This is a genomic window from Mariprofundus aestuarium, assembly GCF_002795805.1.
In the GTDB taxonomy this organism is placed as follows: Bacteria; Pseudomonadota; Zetaproteobacteria; order Mariprofundales; family Mariprofundaceae; genus Mariprofundus; species Mariprofundus aestuarium.
In genome coordinates this window covers 1210850-1232079 of sequence record NZ_CP018799.1, presented here as the reverse complement: position 1 = coordinate 1232079, position 21230 = coordinate 1210850, and the positions used below count along the sequence as shown (strand labels likewise).

Annotated in this window: 16 protein-coding genes; 11 read left to right on the top strand and 5 right to left on the bottom strand. The window is 52.2% G+C overall.

The genetic code is table 11. The features are described 5' to 3' along the window. Positions 1–99: 99 nt before the first annotated feature. From Ga0123461_RS06050 to Ga0123461_RS06040, 3 genes are all read left to right on the top strand, one after another. Complete coding sequence (locus Ga0123461_RS06050; RefSeq protein WP_100277512.1) at positions 100–2331, top strand: NADP-dependent isocitrate dehydrogenase; 2232 nt, start codon at positions 100–102, stop codon at positions 2329–2331. Between the two features lie 16 nt (positions 2332–2347). After that, entirely contained in the window at positions 2348–2749 is a 402-nt protein-coding gene (locus tag Ga0123461_RS06045) for a peptidoglycan-binding domain-containing protein (protein ID WP_198507142.1), read from the top strand. Positions 2750–2916: 167 nt separating this feature from the next. After that, on the top strand, positions 2917–3423 hold the full coding sequence (locus Ga0123461_RS06040) for a hypothetical protein (protein ID WP_157819253.1): 507 nt from the start codon (positions 2917–2919) through the stop codon (positions 3421–3423). An 81-nt stretch (positions 3424–3504) separates the two neighbouring features. Here the strand turns inward: Ga0123461_RS06040 and Ga0123461_RS06035 are convergent, their stop codons facing one another. From Ga0123461_RS06035 to serA, 3 genes are read right to left on the bottom strand one after another with little or no spacing between them, the layout of a single operon-like run. After that, entirely contained in the window at positions 3505–4800 is a 1296-nt protein-coding gene (locus Ga0123461_RS06035; RefSeq protein WP_100277510.1) for an adenylosuccinate synthase, read from the bottom strand. 60 nt (positions 4801–4860) lie between these two features. Continuing rightward, positions 4861–5817, bottom strand: coding sequence for an ATP phosphoribosyltransferase regulatory subunit (locus tag Ga0123461_RS06030; RefSeq protein WP_100277509.1), 957 nt, complete (start codon positions 5815–5817; stop codon positions 4861–4863). After that, the gene (gene serA / locus Ga0123461_RS06025) at positions 5814–7403 is read right to left on the bottom strand and encodes a phosphoglycerate dehydrogenase (protein WP_100277508.1); all 1590 of its coding nucleotides are present in this window, start codon (positions 7401–7403) and stop codon (positions 5814–5816) included. The genes Ga0123461_RS06030 and serA overlap by 4 nt, the downstream gene beginning before the upstream one ends. Positions 7404–7660: 257 nt before the next feature. Between serA and rnd the strand changes: the two genes are divergently transcribed. The 6 genes from rnd (at position 7661) to Ga0123461_RS05995 (ending at position 11943) form a co-directional block, all read left to right on the top strand. After that, the gene (gene rnd / locus Ga0123461_RS06020) at positions 7661–8863 is read left to right on the top strand and encodes a ribonuclease D (protein WP_100277507.1); all 1203 of its coding nucleotides are present in this window, start codon (positions 7661–7663) and stop codon (positions 8861–8863) included. Beyond that, positions 8860–9498 (top strand): hypothetical protein, encoded by a 639-nt coding sequence (locus Ga0123461_RS06015; RefSeq protein ID WP_100277506.1) that lies wholly within the window; start codon positions 8860–8862, stop codon positions 9496–9498. The genes rnd and Ga0123461_RS06015 overlap by 4 nt, the downstream gene beginning before the upstream one ends. Beyond that, positions 9486–9995 carry a lipocalin family protein gene (locus tag Ga0123461_RS06010; RefSeq protein WP_100278707.1) on the top strand — a complete coding sequence of 170 codons (510 nt, stop codon included), beginning with the start codon at positions 9486–9488 and terminating at the stop codon, positions 9993–9995. The genes Ga0123461_RS06015 and Ga0123461_RS06010 overlap by 13 nt, the downstream gene beginning before the upstream one ends. Positions 9996–10256: 261 nt before the next feature. Further along, a complete protein-coding gene (locus tag Ga0123461_RS06005) occupies positions 10257–10604 on the top strand; it encodes a hypothetical protein (protein WP_232710400.1) in 348 nt (115 codons plus the stop codon). 170 nt (positions 10605–10774) lie between these two features. Next, on the top strand, positions 10775–11419 hold the full coding sequence (locus Ga0123461_RS06000; RefSeq protein ID WP_100277504.1) for a 2OG-Fe(II) oxygenase: 645 nt from the start codon (positions 10775–10777) through the stop codon (positions 11417–11419). A gap of 35 nt (positions 11420–11454) precedes the next feature. Further along, positions 11455–11943, top strand: a complete 489-nt coding sequence (locus Ga0123461_RS05995; protein ID WP_100277503.1) for an AraC family transcriptional regulator — start codon at positions 11455–11457, stop codon at positions 11941–11943. 111 nt (positions 11944–12054) lie between these two features. On the opposite strand, the gene parC is transcribed toward Ga0123461_RS05995, so the two are convergent. Continuing rightward, entirely contained in the window at positions 12055–16353 is a 4299-nt protein-coding gene (gene parC, locus Ga0123461_RS05990; RefSeq protein ID WP_100277502.1) for a DNA topoisomerase IV subunit A, read from the bottom strand. A gap of 348 nt (positions 16354–16701) precedes the next feature. Here parC and Ga0123461_RS05985 point away from each other — a divergent pair, with 348 nt between their 5' ends. Next, a complete protein-coding gene (locus Ga0123461_RS05985) occupies positions 16702–17574 on the top strand; it encodes an MYG1 family protein (protein WP_100277501.1) in 873 nt (290 codons plus the stop codon). Positions 17575–17597: 23 nt separating this feature from the next. Then, positions 17598–18518: a phosphatidylserine decarboxylase gene (locus Ga0123461_RS05980; RefSeq protein WP_100277500.1), complete on the top strand. Its 921-nt coding sequence runs from the start codon at positions 17598–17600 to the stop codon at positions 18516–18518. Between the two features lie 93 nt (positions 18519–18611). Here Ga0123461_RS05980 and hrpB read toward each other — a convergent pair whose 3' ends face one another. Next, positions 18612–21206: an ATP-dependent helicase HrpB gene (hrpB, locus tag Ga0123461_RS05975; protein WP_100277499.1), complete on the bottom strand. Its 2595-nt coding sequence runs from the start codon at positions 21204–21206 to the stop codon at positions 18612–18614. Between the last annotated feature and the right edge of the window lie 24 nt (positions 21207–21230).

Here is a 21230-nt window from a genome sequence, read left to right as displayed (position 1 = left end):
CCAATAGAATCATAACTACTCAATATGGCTCATGCTGTTAAACTTGGAGCCATCAAATTCACGTATGCGGCATCACCGCATCAACACATAGGATAAAGCATGACAACCAAGACACCCACCATCATCTATACCAAAACGGATGAAGCACCGGCTCTGGCCACCTATTCCCTCCTTCCTGTTGTGCAGGCCTTCACCAAGGCTGCGAACGTATGTGTTGAAACCAAAGACATCTCCCTTGCGGGCAGAATTATCGCCAACTTCCCGGAGAAACTGAATGAGAACCAGAAGCTGCCGGATGCCTTGACCGAACTGGGGGAGCTGGCAAAAACGCCCGATGCCAACATCATCAAACTGCCGAATATCAGCGCCTCGATCCCTCAGTTGATTGCAGCTATCAAAGAACTGCAGGCGCACGGATTCGATATCCCCGACTACCCTGAAGATGCACAGAGCAGTGCGGAGCAGGCCATCAAGTCCCGCTACGCCAAGGTGCTCGGCAGTGCGGTGAACCCTGTGCTGCGTGAAGGTAACTCCGATCGCCGTGTGGCTGATGCCGTAAAACAGTTTGCCAAAGACAACCCGCACTCCATGGGTGCCTGGAGCAGCAATTCAAAATCTCATGTAGCACACATGTCAGAGGGCGATTTCTATGGCAGTGAAAAGTCACTCATCATTAAACATGCCTGCAACTACAGCATCAACCTGACCGATGCGAAGGGAAACAACACCACATTGAAAGAGAGCGCACCACTTCAGGCCGGAGAGGTGATTGATGCGGCAGTGATGAGCCGCCGCGCCCTGCGTGACTTCTATGCTGCTGAAATCGATGATGCGAAAAGAAGCGGCATCCTCCTCTCACTGCACCTGAAGGCGACGATGATGAAAGTCTCCGACCCGATCATGTTTGGCCATGCTGTTACGGTTTATTACAAGGATGTGTTTGAAAAGCATGCAGCGCTGTTTAACAGGCTGGGTGTCGATGCCACTAACGGGCTCGGTGATGTTTACGCAAAAATCGCCAGTTTGCCTGAAGCAGAGAGACTGGAAATTGAAGCGGACATTCAGGCTGCTTATGAGAACCGCCCTGCCCTTGCGATGGTGGATTCCGACAAAGGGATCACCAACCTGCATGTCCCGAGTAATGTAATCATTGATGCATCCATGCCTGCAGCCATTCGCTCATCCGGACAGATGTGGGGTCCTGATGGCAAACTTCACGACACCAAAGCCATGATTCCCGATCGCTGTTATGCCGGTGTATATCAGCAGACCATCCAGTTCTGCAAAGAGCATGGCGCATTTGACCCGACCACCATGGGCAATGTTGCCAATGTCGGCCTGATGGCGCAGAAGGCTGAGGAGTACGGCTCCCATGACAAAACATTCAACATCCCTGCCGACGGAACGGTTCGCGTTGTTGATGATGCTGGCAAAGTTCTGCTTGAGCATGCTGTTGAAGCCGGTGATATCTGGCGCATGTGTCAGACCAAGGACGCTCCGATCCGTGACTGGGTCAAGCTGGCCGTGAATCGTGCCCGGGCAACCGGTAACCCAGCTGTTTTCTGGCTGGACAGTCACCGCGCTCACGATGCCAACCTGATTGAGAAGGTGACCCGCTATCTGAAGGATCATGATACAACAGGGCTGGATATCCAGATTATGTCACCGGAGGAAGCGGCATCCCACGCACTGGCGCGTGTGAAAGCTGGCTTGGATACCATCTCTGTCACCGGCAACGTATTGCGTGACTACCTCACCGACCTGTTTCCTATCCTTGAGCTTGGCACCAGCGCAAAAATGCTCTCTATCGTGCCACTGCTGGCTGGTGGCGGCCTGTTTGAGACAGGTGCCGGCGGCTCCGCACCCAAACATGTCCAGCAGTTTGTCCGGGAGGGTCACCTGCGCTGGGACTCCCTCGGCGAGTTTCTGGCACTGGCTGTATCCCTTGAAGATATGGCAGCAAAAACTGGCAATGCCAAAGCGCAGGTTCTTGCTGATGCACTGAACAAGGCGAATGGAAAATTCCTAGCCAATAACAAGTCACCATCACGCCGGGTGAATGAACTGGACAACCGTGGCAGCCACTACTACCTCGCCCTCTACTGGGCTCAGGCACTGGCTGACCAGAGCAGTGACGTGGAACTTCAATCGAGGTTTAAACCATTGGCAGACCAGCTTGCAGAGGCCGAAAGCAGCATTTTAGATGAGCTCAATGCCGCACAAGGAAAAGCTGTTGATCTGGATGGTTACTACCACGTAGACCCTGTGAAGGCGGCACAAGCGATGCGCCCAAGTGCCTCATTTAATGCTATACTGGAAGAGATAGCATAATTAAGAAGGGACAAAAATGAATAAGAAGCTGAAAATGTTCATGCGCGGCAAAGGGGTTTCGATGCTGCAGGAGCTGTTGCAGCGCATGGGTTACCCTATGAACGATCAGCCCGGAATATTCGGGGTGTCGACCCGCGATGCAGTCAAGGATTTCCAGTCAAAGAAGGGATTAAAAACCACAGGCATCGTGGATGAAGAACTGCTAAATATGATTCGCCAGAATTGTGGTATTCAGGCCGACACGAAGAGAGCCGTCAGTGAATCGGTGCCCCTCCCTGCTCTGGGCCCAGTCGATCAGAAGCAACTGGAGGTCATCACCCGCCTGCTGATCAAGAAGGGCATCTTCAGTGAAGATGAACTGCGTGATGAGATGTCACGACCGCAACCCGTGCGGATAACCCAGGCTCCGCTGGTTTAACGGGTGTCACGATGGATTCAAGCCGCTCACACTGCTTGAGGCCTGAGTTCACTTACTCTCTGGCGGACCGGCTTATCTGTGGCGAATCCATCAATCTGATCAGCCCGCATGGGCAAGGGCGAAGACGCACACTAGAGGATCTTTGCAGCTTCCTTCCCGGCTCAACCATGACTATTCAGATTAACATGCGATTCTATTGCCATGATTTAAAAGGTTTTTTAAAAGCCATAGGGACTTACTTCAATCACCCTGGCGATCATATAAGCAGCCTTGGAGTACTCTTTGACCAGCTGGAAAAAGAGAACCGAAGTGTGCTGCTGATTCTGCATAACTTTGATGAACTCTGGAGCGAAAAAACTCTCAAGGATGGCTATAACGCCGGCTTTATCGATGACCTGAACAGGTTGCGGGAAAGAGAGATTACCCTGCTCTGCGTTACCGAGCAGCGTGACACCCCGTTGCAGGCGGGCGGATCAAAACTTGATGCAACACCCCTGCCCCTTCCTGAAGTCACCAAACCGCAGCTTCTGGCTGAGTTGCAACGCCGCCCCCTGCCCGTCGCAACATCTGAGTTGCCAGCGCTTGCAGAGTGGCTGCTAAAGCAAAAGGCTCCCTACAGCCAACTCGATGCGTTTGATGCGGAGTGGTACTCCCTTCGAATGTGGCAGGAATAATAATTTCCAGCCAAAACAGAAGCACTGGAGAGTGCTTAAGAAATTCACTTAGGGCCAATGTCATCATTGGCCCTAAGTTGTTCACAGGTGAATAATGTGGTTGCGATCAGGGCCTGTGGAAAGCATGGTCACAGGGCAGTCGCACACCTCCTCAATACGCCTGAGCAGCGCGACTGCATTGGCAGGCAGCTGATCAAGTGAAGTGGCACCAAAGGTGTTTTCTGACCAACCCGGCAATGATTCATATACCGGAACAGCCTTCTCCAGCTGACTGCAGCAGGAAGGCATGGACTCCAGGCGTTCGCCATCAAGTTCATAACCAACACACAGCTTCACCTCGGCAAGGCCATCAAGCACATCCATTTTGGTAATCGCCAGACCGGTTACGCCATTGATGCGTACAGCATGCTGAACCACGGCACCATCAAACCAGCCGGTGCGGCGCGGGCGGCCGGTGGTTGCGCCGAACTCATGCCCCTTCTCTGCCATATGTTTACCGGCATTGTCGGCATCACACATGCCTTCTGCATTGTACAGCTCTGTAGGGAATGGGCCTGCACCAACACGGGTCGTATAGGCTTTGCAGATACCGAGTACGGCATCCACCTGACCAGGACCGACACCGAGCCCTGCAAGGGCGGCACCGGCAACGGTATTGGATGAGGTTACAAACGGGTAAGTGCCGTGATCTACATCCAGCATCGATCCCTGCGCGCCCTCATAAAGAATCTGGTCTCCAGCCTTGATGCGCTTCTGCAGAATCAGTGGTACATCGGCAGCCAGTGGCAGCAGCCGGGCCTTGGCCAGGTCCAGTGCTTCATCCACATCAGCCCGGTTCACAGGTGCAGCTTTCAGGTATTGGGTCAGCATGAAATTCACATATTCAAGATTGGCATCAATACGTGCATCGAGATCAGGGGATGTCAGGTCAACGAGCCTGATACCACGACGTGCTGTTTTATCTTCATAACATGGACCAATGCCCTTGCCTGTTGTACCAATCTTACCTTCGCCCTTGGCCGCTTCGCGTGCAGCATCAAGGGTACGGTGATATGGCAGAATCAGCTGACAGCGATCAGAGATCTTCAAGCGCTCTGCAACCGGAATACCGGCAGCCAGCAGCATGTCCATCTCTTCAACAAGCCGGAACGGATCAACGACCGTGCCGTTACCGATCAGGCAAAGCGTATCATCATGCAGGACACCGGATGGAATATGGTTCAGTACAGTCTTTTTATCGCCAAGCACCAGTGTGTGGCCAGCATTGGGACCGCCCTGAAAGCGGGCTACTACATCCACATGAGGAGCCATAAGATCAACGATCTTACCCTTTCCTTCATCGCCCCACTGGATTCCAATTGCAACTGTATTTGTCATGTTATCCCTCTTATCTCATACACCATCTTACGATGGATCATACCCACGGATTGGGTTATCTCAAACTGCGTCCAGCAGTGTCCATAAATCACACGAGAAGCCAGTTGCGGGCATGTCTCGACCATGTGCCTTCATCATCGCATCATAGCGTCCGCCATAGAGCAGTGCCTGAGACACGCCTTCGGCAAAACCGGCGAACAGGATACCGCTATGATAGAGAAAGCGCGGCATTACTGCCGCATCAGCATAAACACGCACATCACCTTCAACCCGGTCACCCACTTCATTCACAAGATCAAGCAACTCATTGGCAGCAATGTCAAAATCAGCGCCGAACTTGCCAATGCTATCGGCAATCCACTGCTGATCGCCCTTGCCTTTTGCCAGTGCTAGCAGCGCATTAACACGATCCTGTGGTATCGATTCCCGGTTGGCTGCCTCAAAAATGTCGTCAGGTGAACGGCGCGCCAGCAATGCGGTCCACGTCTCCAGTGGAGTTTTGGCTCCGACCACCAGCGCCTTAAGCAGGCCAATGTGGCCTACCTGCAACACAGGTTTTCTAAAGCCGGCAACCAGCATGGAGCGGGCAGCCAGATGCATCACCTCAATATCCCCTGCCGCGCCTGCCACACCCAGGCACTCTACACCTGTCTGCCACTGCTGGCGGGAGCCACCACGCACATCAGGGCGTGCCAGCATCACTGTACCGGAATAACTGAGCTTCAACACATCTTCAGACTGCAGGCGAGTGGCAGCAATACGGGCAATCTGCGGAGTCATATCAGAGCGGATCGCAAGCGTTCCCGCCCCTGCGGGATCAGAGAACACCACGGTCTGGTCAGCAAGAAAACGACCAGCGCCCGACTTCAGGGCATCCGGACGTTCCAGGATAGGTGGAATCACCTCTTCATAGCCAGCCGCATCAAATAGTTCGAGAATTTTCCCCTGCATCGTGCGTAGTGCTTTTGCGCGTGAGCCGAATGCATCATCCAACCCTATGATTGGTTTATGTTTCACATCGCCCCCAGTTCTGCATAGCGAACGGTCTGTACATGCTCCAGTTCAGCCATCTGATCGAGAATATCCTGACCCGGTGCTGTATCAACCTGAATCAGGGCAACAGCACTGCCCGTATCCTCGCGACGACCAAGACGGAAATCGCCGATATTGATACCGGCATCAGCCAGCACGGCGCCAATGGCAGCAATCACGCCCGGTTTATCCTCGTTCTGGAAGAAGATCAGGTTGCCCTCAGGTGCAATCTCCACCTCACAGGTGTCGATACTCACCAGACGCGGACGGGATTCATCAAACAGTGTGCCGGAAACCGTACGCACGCCCTCATCCCCTTCCACCTCAAGCTTGAGAAGCGTGGAAAAGTGATCGGATGATTCGCAGCCCGACTCCATCAGCTCGATACCGCGATCCTTGGCAAGCATGCCGGCATTCACTGCATTGACCTCCTCCATGCTCTGGGAAAGAAGCCCCTGCAGCATCACATTGATCAGAGGTTTGCGGTTAATGGTGGAAGCCTTGCCTTCAAAGCAGACGCTCACCTTGGAGTAACCCGGTTTCATGGTCTGGCCGATAAAGCGGCCCATGCGCTCTGCCAGCAGCAGGTATGGTGCAAGCAGACGCTGCTCCTCTTCGGTCAGCGAAGGTACATTCACCGCGTTGGAGACCACGCCGGAAAGCAGGTAGTCGGCCATCTGTTCAGCCACCTGAACTGCCACATTTTCCTGCGCCTCATTGGTGGAGGCACCGATATGCGGTGTAAAACTGATGTTATCGAGTTCAAACAGGCGATTCTCGCGCGCCGGCTCTTGCTCATACACATCCAGTGCAGCAGCGCGCAGGTGCCCTGACTTGCAGGCATCATAGAGTGCGGCCTCATCAACAATGCCGCCACGGGCACAGTTAACGATGATCGAACCCTTTTTCATGCGAGCAATGATATCGGCATTGATCAGGTTACGTGTTGCAGCCAGAAGTGGCACATGAATGGTCAGCACATCCACGATTTCAGCCAGTTCAGCCACCGTTTCCACCTTGGTCACACCCATGGCAGATGCACGTTCATCAGAGATAAACGGATCGTAAACAAACACGGACATGTGCAGCCCTTTAAGGCGGTCACAGACGATGGCACCGATATTACCCGCACCGATCACACCGGCCTTCTTGCCGGTCAGCTCCATACCCATGAAACGGGACTTTTCCCACTTGCCGGCTTTGGTGGATTCTGATGCCTGCGGAATCATACGCGCCGCAGCTACAATATGGGCTACAGCCAGCTCTGCGGTGGTGATGGTGTTACCAAATGGCGTATTCATCACCACGATACCGCGACGAGAACAGCCCTCAACATCGACATTGTCCACACCGATACCGGCGCGTCCTATCACCTTCACCCGCTTGGCAGCCTCAAGAAGCTCACCCTTCAGTGTGGTCGAAGAACGCACTGCAATGGCATCATAATCACCTGCAATGGCCAGCTTCTCCTCATCAGAAAGGCCTGGTTTGTAATCAACTTCGATACCGCGTGCTTTAAATACCTCTATCGCACGGGCAGACATTTTGTCAGCAATCCAGACCTTGGGCACTGTTAAACTCCTATGCAGAAAAGCATCATACTGTTTCCTGCCTCTTCTTTTGCACGTCAGTGGGTCGAATGGGTGAGAGGCCCGTTTTCGGGCTATCAAGACGAATGTGAACCGGAGTGCGTGGGCACTCTATAGCGGAAGGCAAAAGGGTCAACTTTCAAAGCTGAATATGGTACTGGCACCTGCCTGCTTCGAATGAACCACGGAAGTACCATTTAGATACTGTTTTTATGAAAAACACGGGCTAGGCTGCTGCCATGTCCGAATCAACCTTTCAATTCATCAATACCCCATCTCAGCTTGAGAAAGCCTGCATCGAGATCAGCAAATGCCGGGTGCTCTGCATTGACACTGAGTTCCATCGTGAATCGACCTATTATGCCGAGTTCGCTCTGCTGCAGGTCTACGGTAACAACCAGTGCTGGATTATCGATCCAATCGAGCTACCTGACCTCGCCCCCTTCTGGGATATCATGGCAAACCCGGATATTCTGAAGGTATTCCATGCCGGGCGACAGGATGTAGAGATTGTCGTTAAAGAGTCGGGAATCATGCCGCTGCCCATTTTCGACACCCAGGTTGCAGCCGCCCTGCTCGGTTATGGGCAGCAGGTTGGTTTTGGCAACCTCGTCCAGCGCATCACCAAGCGGGAGCTGGCCAAGGGCGAGTCGTTCAGCGACTGGAAAGCGCGACCCCTTCGAGCCAAGCAGCTAGAATATGCCGCTGATGATGTCATCTGGCTGATGCCGATTTACCAGCACCTGAAAGAGCGCCTTGAGGCACTGGGTCGACTGAAGTGGCTGGATGAGGAGCAGGCCACGCTCTGTGATCCCTCCACCTACGAGATTGATGAAGATAATGTGTTCTGGCGTGTTAAAGGTTCCAATCGTCTCAAAGGCAGGCAGCTGGCAGTCCTGAGAAGCCTTTCGGCATGGCGGGAGCAGCAGGCTCAACGCAACAATATTCCACGCCGCCGCATGATTGGCGATGAACAGCTTCTCGAGATAGCGCGCCGGGACAAGCTTACCCTCGATGGCATGAGCAGAATGCGCGGTGTAAACCCCGGTTTCGTTAAGCGCCATGGTGAAACCATTCTCAATGTATGGCAGGCAGGCGTGGATGCGCCTGAAGAGAGCTGGCCAAAACTGCCCTCTCGCCGGCACAACACCAAGGGCACCGAGCTCAGGCTTGAGATGCTCGACACTCTGGTGCGCCTGAAGGCTGAAGAGGGTGAAATCGCTTCGACCATCCTGGCAAGCAAATCGGACCTTTCCGAACTCGCCTCATGGGGTTACCGCTGCAAGGGCGAACCACCCGAGGTGGCCTGCCTGCACGGCTGGCGCCATGAACTGGTCGGCCACGACCTGCTGCGTCTGCTGCGTGGTGAAATCTGCCTGCACCTCAATCCAAACACAGGCCTGCCTGTGATTACTGACTTCTCGGCTAACGAAGCATCATGAAACTCTGCTTCTCCATTGATGCCCTCTCCGCCTCCGGTGCCAGGGCGTGGCGACTGCTGGAGAACCAGCGCTGGCGTGAATGCATCTACAGCGAACCGTTAAAGGATGGAGATGCACGCGTCACGGATAAAAAAACAGCCGAGGATTGGAGCGGCCGCCGCCTGGAGAGGGACAAGGAGCTGGTTCTAGTTCCGAAGAAAAAAGCCGGCACATTCGATTTCCTCATGCGCGGCACCTTTGCCCATGCCGTACTGCACCGCGACTCCTCTGCCCCGCTTCCTGACAAGACGCAGATGCTGGAGTGCATCGCAGCACTCAACCCCGGCACACCATGGCTGCTCTACCTCACGGTCGCCGGCCACTTCACCGCACTGGATTCGAGCAGTACCCCGATGATCTCCAACCTCGATATTGCCGTACGCGGCGAGATCGCCTCCAGTGGCGACTATATCGGCCCACGGGCGAGCCGCGATGAGAAGATGATGGATGAACTCTACCGGCAGTTTCTCGCCGGCTGGCTGGATCATCTCAACTCATCGAACATGAATGTCTTTGTTCCCGATGCTGAGAAGCTGAAAGATGAAGCTGACTACATTGAAGCCATCCGAAACTGGCAGTGCGAATCGGCCGCTTAACCTTCCTGCTCACGCTACTGCTTTCAGGCTGCACCGGCCTGCCCGAAGGCATCACCCCTGTATCAGGGTTCGACAGCGACCGTTATCTTGGTAAGTGGTATGAAATTGCCAGGCTCGACCACTCCTTCGAGCGTGGGCTGGAACAGATTACTGCGGAATACAGCAAACGGGATGATGGCGGCCTCAAAGTCATCAACCGCGGCTTCTCCCCTGAAAACAGTGCGTGGAGTGAGGCGGTTGGCAAAGCCTTCTTTGTCCGCTCTGCCAGTGAAGGTTACCTGAAGGTCTCCTTCTTCGGCCCCTTTTACGGCTCCTATATCGTTTTCGAGCTGGATAGGGATTACCGCTATGCATTCGTCTCGGGACCGGACCTCTCCTATCTCTGGCTACTGGCCAGAACGCCCACCGTTTCAAGAGAGGTAGTTAACAGCTTCATTGAAAAGTCGAAATCACTAGGTTTTGCGACCGATCAACTCATCTTCCCGAAACAGCGATAACCTTAGAAAAAAGCCATAGTCAGAAACTGTCTGGAGGGTTATGCGTGGCTATCAACAATTAATCTTCAGGTTCGCGAAACCCCAAACTCAAATAACAAACACCTGAAACCGCCATAAGTTGCAGAAATAGTGTATGATGTCCGGCTGATGAGCGCTTCAAGTTGCTTGTCTCCTCTTTTTTGTGCCCTCTATCCAGTGAGATATGGGTGCGAGGGTAATACGATTTAGCCGGGTTGGTTCCTGGCAACAATGGAGCAGCAGATGGCATACGCAGAAGACCAGCTAATATTACGGAACGGGCAGACCCTGGCCGGCAAGGTTCTTAAAAATGATTTCAAAATCAAAACGTCACATGGCGTTCTCCTGGTAAAAAAAGAGAACATTGCCCATATACTATTTGCGCGCTCAGATGAAACAGGCTTCCCGGCCACCGATGAGATCAAGACCATTCATGGCGATGATATCAAAGGCAAACTTGTTCAGACCCTGACGATCTCATTTGTACTGGCCGCGAACAACCAAACTGCCAGAATCGCCAGCGACAAGATTCACTCCATCATACTTCTCGGCGAGCTGGACACTGATCCTGAAGGTTACCCGGAACTGTAGACTCCTGCTTCGAGGGCAGGAGCTCCCTGCCCTGAGGCAAACCAGCAAATCATTTCCCCGTTGATCTCCACAATCCGGTTTGGCAACACTGGTGCATGCAGCACCCTTCCTTCTAACTAACGCTCAAACATATTCAGACTCGAAACCAGAGTCTGAATACAGGTGGTATCATGGTTCATCCTCTAGTCGCCGAAATCGGTTCGCCAAGCAAATTTGACCGCATCGTAGCGGAGTTGACAGAAACAGGGCTTTCAATCTGTGATGACTTCATCTCACCACTGCTGGTCAACAGCATGGCCCATGAGGCCAGATCCCTGTGGCAGCAGGGTGCGTTTCGCCATGCCCGTGTCGGCAGAGGCAGTTCACTTCAGGTTCGGCCCGAGATACGTAATGACAACATCTGCTGGCTTGATCCGGAGAACCTGACGGCCATACAGCGCCCCTACTTCAATGATCTTGAGATATTAAGGCACCACATTAACAGCAAGCTGTTTCTGGGCCTGTTTGAATTTGAGGGCCATTTCGCCCTCTATCCACAGGGTAGTTTCTACAACATCCATTACGACCGTTTTATCGGTGCCCTTGAGCGAATGGTCACCTGCATTATCTACCTTAATCACGAATGGACGGCTGAAGACGGTGGCGCACTGCAGCTGCATGAAGGTACAGCGGCCTCTTCTCTGTCACTGCCTATGCAGGTGTTACCGCAGGGTGGACGACTGGTCTGTTTTCTAAGCGAAGCCTTCCCGCATGAGGTTCTGGCCGCCAACCGCGACCGCTTGAGCCTGACCGGCTGGTTTCGCATCCGCCCCTGAGACCCCGGCCTCGCCGGCTATCTATTATTAAGTAAATGAAAGAGGATGATGCGCATATGATTATCAGCATTGTGAATATAGAGCCCATTCAAGTGGCAGCATTGGCTCATCTGGATGAGCCGAAAACAGTGGAGCACTCCATTGAAGCATTCAGGGCCTGGCGACAGGAGAGCGGCTGCTCACCCGTCACTGAAAAGCGATCATTTGGCGTTGCTCACAGCAATCCGGAAGCAAGGGTTGCTGAAAAGTTTCGCTTCGATATTTGTGGCGAAGTAGATGATGATATTCCCGACAATGCCTATGGCGTGATAAACAGTGAAATTCCTGCCGGTCGCTATGCCAGGCTGCGCCATAAGGGGTCGCTTGAAACCATCAACCTGAAAGTGAATGCCCTCTATCGGAACTGGCTACCCACGACGCAAGAGTCCAGGCGCGAGTCCCCCATCTTTTTTGAATACCTGAATGTCAGCCCTGCAGTTCCGGATAGTGAACTGATGACAGACATCTATTTCCCTCTGAGATAGCTCACCACTGTTCACGGCATTGCTTATTGGCAACACCGACTGGCTCCCGTTTATTGCATCAAGCGACGCAATAACACATGCCTGCTTTCAATCCCCTATGAAAGCAGGCCCCTAAACTACCATCCCGTTCACAGCAGCCATCGGCAGCCCCCTCGGTGCTTTCGCCCTGGCAATGAGATAGACCTCCTCCAGCTCCTCCGTGTCGATGGTCGTGGCACGTTTCTCTGTACCTACCCTTACCCCCTCTTTCAGCGTCACCGGAGCAACATCCCGCAAGCCCTTTGATCCCCTTTTCAAGGATATCGCAGTGACCCCCTTACCTTTAGCGAGCAGAGGGAACTCATCTTTTGCAATGACCCCTAGGCGCCCTTCGCAATCGATGAAAGCGAACGCATCATGTGAATCATCGATCTCACGGATAGAGAGCAGCTTCGAGCCGGCAGGGAAGTTGATGAAGGCCTTACCCTTCTTGTTGGCCGATAGCATCGACTCGCCTTTGGCGCGGAAGGCGTGGCCTGCCGTGGTGGCGATCAGATATTCAGCGTCGGCTTTCACCATCACCATGCGCGTCGGTGCTTCATTGATACTGAACATGAACGATTTAGAGATCGGTTCTCCGTTACCTCGCCCGCCTGCAAGATCGGCTGCAAGCATACTGAATGCCCGCCCCTTGCGTCCGATAAGCACAAGCATGTCCGTGGTATGGCCTGCTGCCGCATCGAGAAGCCTGTCCCCTTCCCTGAATTTTAGCCCCTCCAGATCAACATTGGCGCTACGCATACCCTTCAGCCATCCCTGTCTCGAAAGAATCGCCGTGATCGGTTCACGGTTTACGGTCTGCTGTTTACTCATGGTGCGCGCCTTGGGTGCCTCGGCATCGACCACGGTTCGACGTTCATCACCGAATTTGGCCAGCGCATCCTTGAGTTCACCTGTGATGTGGCGCCAGCGGTGAGCATGATCATCGACGATCAGTTCCAGTTCTGCTTTCTCTTCCAGCAACTTTGCATGCTCATTTTGCAGTTTCATCTCATCGAGCTTGCGCAGCTGTGCCAGGCGCAGGTCGAGAATGGCAACCACCTGCTCCTCATTGAAGCCGTATTTCGCCATCAGGATCGGTTTCGGTTTATCGTTGTCATAGATGGTTTTCACAATCTCCATGACATTCGGATAGACAACAAACAGACCTTCAAGGATGTTAGCGCGCCTGTTGATCTCACCAAGGCGCACCGCTGCCCTGCGCATCACCAGCTCCTCCCTGTTAGCCAGGAAGGAGTTGAGCATCGCATCGAGCGAGAAAAGACTTGGCAGGCGATAGCGATCGCCACCGGGTGCATCAATCCACTTCTCCAGTGCATAGGTGGCATACTGGATGGTGACCTGCAGATTGGTGGCCGAGAATAGGTGCAGCATGATCTGTTCGGCATCGAGATTTTTTGATTTTGGCTCGATGATAATGCGGATTCCTTCTGCTGATGATTCATCGCGAAGATCCGAGATCATCGGCAGCTGGCGTGATTCGGCAATCGTCTTGTCCGAAATGCGCGCGCCCATCTCAATAAGCAGTGGTGACTTCTCAATACCGTACGGGATCTCTGTGACAACGATCTGCCACATGCCTTTGCCCAGCTCCTCTTTGTGCCACTTGGAGCGCAGCAGCATTTTTCCGTAACCGCTGGCATACATCTTCTCCAGCTCCTCTTCACTGCTGGTGATAATACCGCCACCGGGAAAATCGGGCGCTGTGATATGCTTGCGAACAAGGGCAAAGTCTTTGTTCGATGGCCCTGAGCCAGTCCTGCTTCTGCGCTTGGCCAGCGCAATGCATGCGCCAAGTAGTTCAGAGAGATTATGCGACGGGATTTCAGTCTTGAAACCAACAGCCGGATTGCCTGTGCTTGAGTTCATCAGAATCCACGGGAACGGCGCAGGCAGCAGCATCGGCTCCTTGTCCTGATCATCGTAGTTGGGTTGATAAGGGGTAATCCCCTCCTTCAGGTCGCTGCCCAGCATCGCCTCTGCAATCGGCGTCAGTCTGGCTTCGGTGTAACGCATGGCGGCTGCGGAGTCACCATCAATGGAACCGAAGTTACCCTGCCCATCCACGAGTGGATAACGCATCGCCCAGGGCTGTGCCATTCGCACCATCGCCCCGTAAACAGCCGAATCACCATGCGGGTGGTATTTACCGATCACGTCACCGACAACGCGTGCGGATTTCTTCGTTTTGGTGTTCGATTTTAGTCCGAGTTTTTCCATCGCATAGAGAATGCGGCGATGAACCGGTTTCAGGCCATCACGCACATCAGGGATGGCTCGATCACCGACCACTTTAAGGCCGTAACTGCGGTAGAGTTCGCGGAAGACCGTTTCAAATGGAGCGATGGAGTTATTGCCCGAATCGTAGGGGGTGAAGAAAGGCTTCAGGTCATCAAGATCATCGGTCACATCACACGGGTCATCGACCTTGTCATCGACCGGATCATTAAGGAACTCTCTGAGTGGGCCCTTGAGATATTTGGCATCCTCAATCTCCTTGCCCATCAGCAGGTCACGGCGCTGGCCTGCATCATCACCCATCAGTTTCGTCACCAGCGCATCCATACGCTGCGCATCTTCAGGGCTGACCTGTACCAGCACACGGTTTTCAACATCCATACAGGTCTCTTTCAATTCCGGTGGATTCATCTCACCAAGACCTTTGAAGCGGATGTATTCGATCTTCTTCTTCTCTGCCAATGCCATTGCCCTGAGGCCATCGAGCTCCTCTTCATCCTGGGCATAGTGTTTCTGCTTGCCTACGGTGACACCGTAAAGCGGCGGCTGAACAATATAGACACGTCCCGCCTCCACCATTGGCCGCATCTGTCGCCAGAAGAAGGTGAACAACAGCGTCTGGATGTGGCTGCCGTCGATATCCGCATCGGTCATCACCACTATTTTTCCGTAGCGGCGCTTCTCAATATCGCACTCATCGCCGATGCCCGTTCCAATGGCGGTGATCAGGTCGGCTACTGCTTCGCTGTTACCGGCATCGGTGGATGTGACCCCTTCACAGTTGAGTATTTTACCTTTCAGGGGAAATACAGCCTGCAAGTCGCGATCATTGGCCTGCTTTGCAGAACCGCCTGCCGAGTCACCCTCCACCAGGTACAGCTCTGTCTCTTCAATATCATTGCTGCGGCAATCGAGCAGCTTGCCCGGCAACGGCGTCCTTCCGGTAAAGGATTTTCGATCCACCTTTTTGGCCTTGCCACTCTCAGCAGCAGTGCGCGTTGTTGCCCGCTCAATAATGAGCTTCATCCAGGCATCGGAGATCTCACCGTCACGATTCAGCCACAGTGCTGCTGAATCATTAATCACACCACCGACAAACTTGGTGGCTTCGGCAGAGGTAAGCTTCTGCTTGGTCTGTCCTTCAAATGAGATATCCTGGATGTAAACCGAAAGGCCAAGCTGGCTGTTGGTCATCACATCCGATGCTGCGATCCTGGTTTTTTTGCCGAGCAGTTTTTTAAGCTCCGGGCGCATGTCGATGTATTCACGCACAGCCTTGAGCAGGCCCGACTCAAAACCCTTTTCATGGGTGCCGCCGCGCGGGGTTGGAACGGTATTTACATAGGATTTGGTATAGATCGGGGTGGTCTCAGCAAAGGATGCGAAATACCAGTGCACCTTCTCCATATCCCCGAGCTGACCTGAGAACTCGAACATCGGAGACTCTTCCATGCGTGAGGTCATGAACTCGGAGAGACCGTTCTTGAAGCAGAAGATCTCATCCGCCTGACCGGGTGCTTTGAACACCACCTCCAGGCCCGGAATAAGGATCGCCTTATCCATCGCCTGCTGGCGCAACTGCTGCACGCGGAACTTGGCACGCTCATAATATTTGGGATTGGGAGAGAACCGGATTTTTGTGCCATGCGTACGCGGGCCGCACTCAGCGACCTTTCTGAGCTTCTCGACTGTGCGCCCGTTTTCAAGGCGAATGAACCACTCACCCCCATCGCGTTTTACAGTCGCTTCAAGCCATGATGAGAGCGCGTTGGTAACGGTAATACCTACCCCGTGCAGGCCACCTGATACCTTATAGGCATCATGATCGAACTTGCCTCCGGCTTTGTCCTTGGTAAGCACCAGTTCAACACCGGACATACCATCCTGATTCTGCTTAACAGGAATACCGCGCCCGTTATCACTGATGCTGACCACATTCTCTGATTCAAGCTCTACGATAATGCGGGAACAGTAACCGCCGATTGCCTCATCGCCGCAGTTATCGAGCACTTCCTGGGCTATATGGTGGCATCCGAGTTCCGTGCCTGTATCGGTGTACATATTCGGCCTCAGCTGGATATGAGAAATCCCATCGAGGTCTTTAATTGAATCGATATCGTAATCTGCACTCATGTTAAACAAGTCCTTTGCTTTGAATATGCTATGCCGATGCTCCGTCAAGGCAGACGGGACAGTTATGGCACTACTCTACACATGCATTGCGGGTAAAATAACAGGGCTGAAAAAGATGCATGGTTCTCAACAGCGACCATACAACAGAGTGGCCACCTAATGCAAAAGAGTTCAGAGGATTTTCGGTCCTGCATTAAACAATTAGCCCCGTTTACCCACACCGACTCCTTAAAAATCATCTATTGTTGTTAGACCTCTTCGTATAAAGTCCGGCGCATTAGTTTTCATACTGCTTCTCCAAAACAGTAAAGCGACACCCTCATCCCTTTCCAACAAGGCATACAACACATGAACGATAAAATCATAGCAACGCACAACGGTAATTTTCATGCCGATGATGTTTTCACTGTAGCTGCACTTAAGATCATTTTCCCCTCCCTTAAGCTTATCCGCACACGTGATGCAGAGCTTATCGACGAAGCCGATATTGTGGTTGATGTAGGCGGTGAATATGACCCGGAGAGAGACCGTTTTGATCATCATCAGCGTGGTGGTGCCGGTGAGCGCGAAAATGGCATCCCCTACTCCTCGTTTGGTCTGATCTGGCAGAAATATGGCGTAGTAATTTGCCAGGGCAATCAGGATGTAGCCAATGCTGTTGATGCTGGTCTGGTATCCAACATTGATGCCATCGATTGTGGTCATGTCGAAGGTGTCATGAAAGGCATTACCCTTAGCCAGACGATAGGTATGTTTAACCCGACCTGGGAAGAAGATAGTCACTGTGATGATTATTTTGATGAAGCGGTCGATTTTGCATCGCGCGTTTTAACACGATTCATTGCAGCTGCCTCCGGTGGCATCAGTGCCAAGGCCATTGTAGCCAAAGCGATTGATGATGCAGAAGACTCAAGGGTGGTTGTCTTAGAGCAGTATACCCCATGGAAAAAAACTGTTTTCAATTTATCTGAAGAGGCGTTGTATGTGGTCTATCCATCCCAGACTGGCGAGTGGAGAATTCAAACCGTACCTGCTGAACTCGGTTCATTCGAAGACAGAAAATCGCTGCCTAAAGCATGGGCTGGTCTCTCCGGTGAAGCGCTGCAAGCGGTGACAGGTATTGACGATGCTATGTTCTGCCATAATGGTCTGTTTATTGCAGGTGCAGAATCATTTGCAAGCACCATGAAGATGGCTGCTTTAGCGCTGGAAGAAATATAAAAGAGGACAAAGGATTCCCTACCATGAGTCAAGGCTTTGAAATCCAAATTTTTAACCGTCATAAAAATAGGATGGAGATTGAAAAAGTTTATGGTGATAACATGGTTAAGTTTGCCTATGGCAACCCCATTGGGCGGCTCCTAGGACCTGTGATTGCAAGTAAAACCCTTAGTCAACTGTACGGGAAATCACAGGATAGTTTAAAGTCAGCGCAAAAAGTCGCACCTTTTCTCAAAAACTTTAATATTGATATTGATCAGTATCAAAAAGGATCTTTCAAAGATAATCCTATTGAAACATCTTACAAATCATTCAATGAATTCTTTATTCGAGAGTTTCAGGAAGGTCAAAGAGCGTTTACCCAAAAGGATGATGAAATGGGTGCCTTTGCTGAGGCACGATACTTTGGCCATGAAAGCATGAGCGATGATCTCACTATCCCCGTTAAGGGATCGATGTTACGCGCTGTTGATCTGATTGGTGATTCTGAACTGGCCAAAGCGTTTATCGGAGGCCCGCTGATGATCGCACGGTTATGCCCTGTTGATTATCATCGCTACCACTATCCAGATCATGGCAAAACCCTTCAATCTTTCACTGTCCCCGGCGATCTACACTCTGTTAATCCATTGGCCCTGAAATACAGGCATGATATTTTTATAAAAAATGAGCGCCGTGTTTCGATTTTGGAAACTGAACATTTTGGCAAGCTGGCCTATATTGAAGTTGGCGCCACCTGTGTGGGTAAAATCGTGCAATCCTTTGATGAATCTCAACCTTTTAAAAAAGGCGATGAAAAAGGCTACTTTCTCTTTGGCGGAAGCACCGTTGTTCTGTGTGGAGAAAAAGGAAACTGGGCTCCCTCCAGCGATATGTTAGAGAACACCAAGGCAGGCATTGAGACCTATATCCAACTTGGTGATGTCGTTGCTCAAACCAACTAATAACTATTAAGGCACCGAGAAAATTCAGAGGTCAGGCTTCCATATCTTGATGACCTGATAGTGATTCTTCCTGATACACTCGTTACGGTTTTCCTATTCACGATTCATCTGTTTCTTGGTTTTGCTGGTGGCCTGTGCTGTGAATGGATCGTCTGGCCAGTAGTGGCGTTTGTATTTGCCACGCAGCTCTTTTTTTACTTCGTGATACGTGGTTCTCCAGAAGCTGTTCAGGTCCTGTGTGACCTGCATCGGTTTGCGTGCTGGTGAGAGTAGATGCATCATCACTTTGCACTGCCCGTTTAACAGCGTTGGCGTATCAAACAGACCAAACAACTCCTGCAGTCTGACGGCAAGCACCGGTTGCTCCGGGTCGCTGTAATCAATGCTCACAGAGGAGCCGCTGGGAACACTGATGCGCTCCGGAGCTAACTGCTTGATCAGTTGCTGCTGCTCCCAACTGAGCCGGTTTAAAAGCAGGTTATACAGATCCAGCTTGAGACACTGCTTGAGGCTATTCAAGCTGTTTAAGTGAGGTTGCAACCACTCTTCCAGGGTATCGCTCAGGGCCTGATCTGAAAAGTCCGGCAAAGGCCGGTCAGCAAACTGTTTGTTCACAGCCGGATTGTTATCAAGGTGGTGGTTAATAAATTGCGCGCGCTGTTTCAGGCTCTCTGCCTTGGCACTCCAGTTCAGGCACCCTACTCCTTTGCTTCTGATTGCCTGCATCAGACAGCCTTGTATCGCATCCTGAGTCTCTCTGTTTCTTAGGTCGTGCAGGATGGACTCTTCAAGCGTGATTTTACCTATGCGGCTGATCTGTTTCGCTTCGACGCGTTGTGCGCTCTCGTTCCATTCCACGCGTTCTTCCTGCTGAATATTATCAACAAAAAACTCCTGCAACTGTTCAGCGCTGATATCTGCCGCCAGATAGATGCAGGCTTCGCCCTCTCTGGCATCAAGGTTGGCGATCACAAGATACTCATGCAGGTGATGCTGTAGAAAGGGAGGAATAACCGCGCCTTTACCGTTACTGAGCAGATAACGCGGCTGATTGGGGTTACGTCGCTTGGCGATTCTGTCGGGATAGGCGTAGGCCAGAAGCACACCGCTATAGTGATTGTCCGGCCTCTCTCTATTTACTCTCGAATTACTGCACTGTTGAACGCGCCTGAAAAAATCATCTGCTGTTTGCATGATGCGTTTACATTGCTGGCTATCGATGCCGTGCTGGTTGGATCTTCCATGTAGAAGAACATTAAGCCTGTCATGAATGTCAGCACTTTTATCTGCGTTAGACAGAAATATATCTCTCTCGCTGAGCAGGCTGGCAATCAGGCAGGCGTGATAAGCCTGATCCAGTTGAACTGCTGCCAGCATCATATGCGCCAAGCGTGGATGGGCACCCAGTTTCAGCATATCACGACCGTGGGCCGTAATGTTGCCCCGCTCATCTATGGCGCTGAGTTGTTGCAGCAGAGCCTTTGCCTGTTCGGTGGCACCGTGAGGAGGTCTGTCCATCCACTGCAATTCATCAACGTCAGTCACGCCCCAGTTGGCCAGCTCCAGCACCAACGATGAGAGATCGCTGTGTAAAATTTCAGGCGATGCATGTTTGAGCAGGCGTGACTGCTGCTCAGCTGCCCACATACGGTAACAGACACCGGCTGATAACCTTCCGGCGCGGCCACTGCGTTGCACGGCTGAGTCTTGTGAAATGGATTGGGTTGTAAGCCTGTTCATGCCCGAGGCCGGACTGTAATCCAGCACTCGCTCCAGTCCCGAATCAATCACACAACTGATGCCTTCAATGGTGATACTGGTTTCTGCGATATTGGTGGCCAGAACAATTTTACGCATGGCCTTATCAGCGGGTGCTGCGATAGCCAGATCCTGTTGCTGTTTGCTTAAACTTCCATGTAGCGGTGCAATCACAATGTTGTTGATCGATTCGTTATCAAGGAGCTGTTTAATCTGTCTGGCCAGCTGGTTGACCTCTTTGACGCCGGGTAGAAATACCAGACAGTTGCCCTCGTGTTCATGAATGAATGTTTTGACGGTGTTGGTCAGGTTGATCATCAACTGCTGCTGTGGATTTATGTTGTGCTGCCGGTTTACCTTATCAAGATATCTGTTCTCGACAGGATAGCTGCGCCCTTCGCTCTCAATGATCGGTGCGTTATCCAGCAGAGTCGCAACAGCATCCGTATGCAGTGTTGCCGACATCACCAGAATTTTCAGATCTTCGCGTAGAATCTGCTGGCTCTGCAGAGAGAGTGCCAGTGAGAGATCGGCATGCAGGCTGCGTTCGTGAAATTCATCAAAAATAACCAGTGCCGTGTTTTTCAGCTCTGGGTCAGCCTGTAACTTTCGCGTTAATATGCCTTCAGTGACCACCAGCAACTTTGTTCTGTCGCACAAGCAGCTGTCCTGACGAATCTGGTAACCGATGGTTTCACCGACTTTTTCACCGAGTAGAAATGCCATGCGCGCCGCCGCATTGCGTGCCGCCAGCCTGCGAGGTTCGAGCATAATGATCTGTTTATCACCCAACCAACTCTGGTCGAGCAAGGCGATGGGTACGGCGGTGGTTTTTCCTGCGCCCGGAGGGGCTTGCAGTACAAGACGATTATGCGCGGTTAATGTCTCTTTGATCTCTGGCAGAACATCATCGATTGGCAGGCTTGGCATGGGGCGATGATAGCTGAAGGTATA

Excerpts from the sequence above, each read along its gene's own strand:
- Ga0123461_RS06050 (WP_100277512.1), top strand. The coding sequence starts at position 100 with ATGACAACCAAGACACCCACCATCATCTATACCAAAACGGATGAAGCA.
- Ga0123461_RS06045 (WP_198507142.1), top strand. The coding sequence starts at position 2,348 with ATGAATAAGAAGCTGAAAATGTTCATGCGCGGCAAAGGGGTTTCGATG.
- Ga0123461_RS06040 (WP_157819253.1), top strand. The coding sequence starts at position 2,917 with ATGACTATTCAGATTAACATGCGATTCTATTGCCATGATTTAAAAGGT.
- Ga0123461_RS06035 (WP_100277510.1), bottom strand. The coding sequence starts at position 4,800 with ATGACAAATACAGTTGCAATTGGAATCCAGTGGGGCGATGAAGGAAAG.
- rnd (WP_100277507.1), top strand. The coding sequence starts at position 7,661 with ATGTCCGAATCAACCTTTCAATTCATCAATACCCCATCTCAGCTTGAG.
- Ga0123461_RS06015 (WP_100277506.1), top strand. The coding sequence starts at position 8,860 with ATGAAACTCTGCTTCTCCATTGATGCCCTCTCCGCCTCCGGTGCCAGG.
- Ga0123461_RS06005 (WP_232710400.1), top strand. The coding sequence starts at position 10,257 with ATGGCATACGCAGAAGACCAGCTAATATTACGGAACGGGCAGACCCTG.
- Ga0123461_RS06000 (WP_100277504.1), top strand. The coding sequence starts at position 10,775 with ATGGTTCATCCTCTAGTCGCCGAAATCGGTTCGCCAAGCAAATTTGAC.
- Ga0123461_RS05995 (WP_100277503.1), top strand. The coding sequence starts at position 11,455 with ATGAAAGAGGATGATGCGCATATGATTATCAGCATTGTGAATATAGAG.
- parC (WP_100277502.1), bottom strand. The coding sequence starts at position 16,353 with ATGAGTGCAGATTACGATATCGATTCAATTAAAGACCTCGATGGGATT.
- Ga0123461_RS05985 (WP_100277501.1), top strand. The coding sequence starts at position 16,702 with ATGAACGATAAAATCATAGCAACGCACAACGGTAATTTTCATGCCGAT.
- Ga0123461_RS05980 (WP_100277500.1), top strand. The coding sequence starts at position 17,598 with ATGAGTCAAGGCTTTGAAATCCAAATTTTTAACCGTCATAAAAATAGG.
- hrpB (WP_100277499.1), bottom strand. The coding sequence starts at position 21,206 with ATGCCAAGCCTGCCAATCGATGATGTTCTGCCAGAGATCAAAGAGACA.